This window comes from Aeromicrobium sp. P5_D10 (assembly GCF_054049535.1).
Window position 1 is genome coordinate 1 of sequence record NZ_JBFUME010000020.1, and the last position, 5,050, is coordinate 5,050.

A 5,050-nucleotide genomic window follows, 5' to 3' on the forward strand; every position below is an offset into this window, starting at 1 on the left:
GGTTCCCGGTTATATCTCGGGAACCTCACAGTGGACGCGGTGTGTGCTTTTGAGGGCACGGTCATCTTTGTAAGGGAACAAGCCCTCGGCCTATTAGTACCAGTCAGCTCCACGCATTGCTGCGCTTCTACTTCTGGCCTATCAACCCAGTGGTCTGCTGGGGGCCTTACCCGGTAAACCGGTGGGAAACCTCATCTTGAAACACGCTTCCCGCTTAGATGCTTTCAGCGGTTATCGCTTCCGAACGTAGCTAACCAGCGGTGCTCTTGGCAGAACAACTGGCACACCAGAGGTTCGTCCATCCCGGTCCTCTCGTACTAGGGACAGATTTTCTCAAGTTTCCTACGCGCGCGGCGGATAGGGACCGAACTGTCTCACGACGTTCTAAACCCAGCTCGCGTGCCGCTTTAATGGGCGAACAGCCCAACCCTTGGGACCTGCTACGGCCCCAGGATGCGACGAGCCGACATCGAGGTGCCAAACCATCCCGTCGATATGGACTCTTGGGGAAGATCAGCCTGTTATCCCCGGGGTACCTTTTATCCGTTGAGCGACGCCGCTTCCACTTGCCAGCGCCGGATCACTAGTTCCGACTTTCGTCCCTGCTCGAGCTGTCACTCTCACAGTCAAGCTCCCTTGTGCACTTACACTCGAAACCTGATTGCCAACCAGGCTGAGGGAACCTTTGAGCGCCTCCGTTACATTTTAGGAGGCAACCGCCCCAGTTAAACTACCCATCAGGCACTGTCCCTGATCCAGATAATGGACCTAGGTTAGATATCTAGTACAGCCAGAGTGGTATTTCAACGTTGACTCCACCTGAACTGGCGTCCAAGCTTCACAGTCTCCCACCTATCCTACACAAACTGAACCAAACACCAATACCAAACTATAGTAAAGGTCCCGGGGTCTTTCCGTCCTGCCGCGCGTAACGAGCATCTTTACTCGTAGTGCAATTTCGCCGAGTCCATGGTTGAGACAGCGCCCAAGTCGTTACTCCATTCGTGCAGGTCGGAACTTACCCGACAAGGAATTTCGCTACCTTAGGATGGTTATAGTTACCACCGCCGTTTACTGGGGCTTAAGTTCTGTGCTTCGCTTGCGCTGACACGTCCCCTTAACCTTCCAGCACCGGGCAGGAGTCAGTCCGTATACGGCGTCTTTCGACTTAGCACGGACCTGTGTTTTTAGTAAACAGTCGCTTGGGCCTGGTCTCTGCGGCCCTCAACGCTTCTCGCAGCAAGTGCGATAACGAATCGGGCCCCCCTTCTCCCGAAGTTACGGGGGCATTTTGCCGAGTTCCTTAACCATGGTTCACTCGATCACCTTAGTATTCTCTACCTGACCACCTGAGTCGGTTTGGGGTACGGGCGGCTTCAGATCTCGCTAGATGCTTTTCTCGGCAGCATAGGATCACTCACTTCGACAAAATTGTCTCCCCATCAGATCTCAGGCTATGTGAGTCACGGATTTGCCTATGACTCGCCCTACATCCTTAGCCCGGGACAACCATCGCCCGGGATGAGCTACCTTCCTGCGTCACACCATTGCTTGCTTACTACCAGATCGGGTCATGCGCAGCCACAGCATCGCTCCGAAGAGTCCCGCCGCTTTTGGGCACTTAGCATCACTGGGTTCTGCATGGGCGATCTAATGCCGGTACGGGAATATCAGCCCGTTGTCCATCGACTACGCCTGTCGGCCTCGCCTTAGGTCCCGACTTACCCAGGGAAGATTAGCTTGACCCTGGAACCCTTGGTCATTCGGTGGAGGAGTTTCTCACTCCTCATTCGCTACTCATGCCTGCATTCTCACTCGTGTAGCCTCCACGGCTGGATCACTCCGCCGCTTCACTGGCCACACGACGCTCCCCTACCGATCCATACGCCTGGACCACAAAGGCCTAGCACGTGTATGAATCCCATAGCTTCGGTGGATAACTTGAGCCCCGCTAAATTGTCGGCGCGGAATTACTTGACCAGTGAGCTATTACGCACTCTTTCAAGGGTGGCTGCTTCTAAGCCAACCTCCTGGTTGTCTTTGCGACTCCACATCCTTTTCCACTTAGTTATCGCTTTGGGACCTTAGCTGATGGTCTGGGCTGTTTCCCTCTCGACAATGGAGCTTATCCCCCACTGTCTCACTGCTGCGCTCTRACTTACCGGCATTCGGAGTTTGGCTGGGTTCAGTAAGCTTGTAGGCCCCCTAGCCCATCCAGTGCTCTACCTCCGGCAAGAAACACGCAACGCTGCACCTAAATGCATTTCGGGGAGAACCAGCTATCACGGAGTTTGATTGGCCTTTCACCCCTATCCACAGGTCATCCCCCCAGTTTTTAACCTAGGTGGGTTCGGTCCTCCACGCGGTCTTACCCGCGCTTCAACCTGCCCATGGATAGATCACTCCGCTTCGGGTCTAGATCCTGCAACTATGGACGCCCTATTCGGACTCGCTTTCGCTACGGCTACGGCTCACGCCTTAACCTCGCTACAGAACGCTAACTCGCAGGCTCATTCTTCAAAAGGCACGCTGTCACACATCACAAGGATGCGCTCCAACGGATTGTATGCACATGGTTTCAGGTACTATTTCACTCCCCTCCCGGGGTACTTTTCACCTTTCCCTCACGGTACTAGTCCGCTATCGGTCATCGAGGAGTATTTAGGCTTAACGGGTGGTCCCGCTAGATTCACACCGAATTTCAGGGGTTCGGTGTTACTTGGGATAACACAAAAGAGCCATGAGCTTACGTCTACGGGGCTATCACCCTCTCTGGCGCGACTTTCCAATCGGCTTTGACTTCACTCATGGTTTATGACTCTTCGTCTGTCCGGCAGAACAGACCATGTGGTCCCACAACACCCCAATGACAACGCCCGCCGGCTATCACATCACTAGGGTTTAGCCTGATCCAGTTTCGCTCGCCACTACTACCGGAATCACTTTTGTTTTCTCTTCCTGTGGGTACTGAGATGTTTCACTTCCCCACGTTCCCTCCACACGCCCTATGTGTTCAGGCGCAGGTACCCAGACTTTACTCTGAGTGGGTTTCCCCATTCGGACATCCCCGGATCACAGGTCGGTTGTCACCTTCCCGGGGCTTTTCGCAGACTCCAACGTCCTTCATCGGCTCTCGATGCCAAGGCATCCACCATGTGCACTTAGTAGCTTGTTACATACTACAAAGATGCTCGCGTCCACTGTGAAGTTCTCAAAATACAAACGGTCCCACATACAAAATCGGTGCCTACCAGATCCTCCTCACGGAGCAAACCTGACGGTTCAACGGGGTATGCGGTCCAAGGAAACCAGCAAAAGCTGATCCCTCAGGACCCAACAGTGTGCCTGAAATACTGCCTACCAACTGCACGCGTTCCACACTCTTACGAGTAGTACTAACCCACAACCAGCCTGACAGTAAGCCAAATAATCGATGATCCACTAGTGAGCTGAACCGCATCAACACATTCGGCTGATAAACGATCCAATGAACAACCACCACAAAGGATGACTGCTAAATGCTCCTTAGAAAGGAGGTGATCCAGCCGCACCTTCCGGTACGGCTACCTTGTTACGACTTCGTCCCAATCGCCAGCCCCACCTTCGACAGCTCCCCCCCGTAAACGGGTTAGGCCACTGGCTTCGGGTGTTGCCGACTTTCATGACGTGACGGGCGGTGTGTACAAGGCCCGGGAACGTATTCACCGCAGCGTTGCTGATCTGCGATTACTAGCGACTCCGACTTCATGGGGTCGAGTTGCAGACCCCAATCCGAACTGAGACCGGCTTTTTGGGATTCGCTCCACCTTACAGTTTCGCAGCCCTTTGTACCGGCCATTGTAGCATGCTTGAAGCCCTGGACATAAGGGGCATGAAGACTTGACGTCATCCCCACCTTCCTCCGAGTTGACCCCGGCAGTCTCCTATGAGTCCCCACCATTACGTGCTGGCAACATAGAACGAGGGTTGCGCTCGTTGCGGGACTTAACCCAACATCTCACGACACGAGCTGACGACAGCCATGCACCACCTGTAAACCGACCACAAGGGGGGCCGTATCTCTACGGCTTTCCGGCATATGTCAAACCCAGGTAAGGTTCTTCGCGTTGCATCGAATTAATCAGCATGCTCCGCCGCTTGTGCGGGCCCCCGTCAATTCCTTTGAGTTTTAGCCTTGCGGCCGTACTCCCCAGGCGGGGCGCTTAATGCGTTAGCTGCGGCACGGAAACCGTGGAAGGTCCCCACACCTAGCGCCCAACGTTTACGGCATGGACTACCAGGGTATCTAATCCTGTTCGCTCCCCATGCTTTCGCTCCTCAGCGTCAGGTAATTCCCAGAGAACCGCCTTCGCCACCGGTGTTCCTCCTGATATCTGCGCATTCCACCGCTACACCAGGAATTCCGTTCTCCCCTGAATACCTCTAGTCTGCCCGTATCAGAAGCACGCTCAGGGTTGAGCCCTGAGTTTTCACTCCCGACGCGACAAACCGCCTACGAGCCCTTTACGCCCAATAATTCCGGACAACGCTCGGACCCTACGTATTACCGCGGCTGCTGGCACGTAGTTGGCCGGTCCTTCTTCTGCAGGTACCGTCACTCTCGCTTCGTCCCTGCTGAAAGAGGTTTACAACCCGAAGGCCGTCATCCCTCACGCGGCGTTGCTGGATCAGGCTTTCGCCCATTGTCCAATATTCCCCACTGCTGCCTCCCGTAGGAGTCTGGGCCGTGTCTCAGTCCCAGTGTGGCCGGTCACCCTCTCAGGCCGGCTACCCGTCAATGCCTTGGTGAGCCATTACCTCACCAACAAGCTGATAGGCCGCGAGCTCATCCCTGACCGCCGGAGCTTTCCACCCCCCAACATGCGAAAGAGGGTCATATTCGGCATTAGCCATCGTTTCCAATGGTTATTCCAAAGTCAAGGGCAGATTGCTCACGTGTTACTCACCCGTTCGCCGCTCGTGTACCCCGAAGGGCCTTACCGCTCGACTTGCATGTGTTAAGCACGCCGCCAGCGTTCGTCCTGAGCCAGGATCAAACTCTCCATTGAAA

2 rRNA genes are annotated in these 5,050 nt (G+C 54.8%); both read right to left on the minus strand.

From position 1 onward, the window contains the following. Positions 1-73 precede the first annotated feature (73 nt). A 23S ribosomal RNA gene (locus tag ACXJKC_RS21645) occupies positions 74-3,175 on the minus strand. A 354-nt stretch (positions 3,176-3,529) separates the two neighbouring features. Beyond that, a 16S ribosomal RNA gene (locus ACXJKC_RS21650) occupies positions 3,530-5,048 on the minus strand. The 16S and 23S rRNA genes sit together here, the layout of an rRNA operon. Positions 5,049-5,050: the final 2 nt, after the last annotated feature.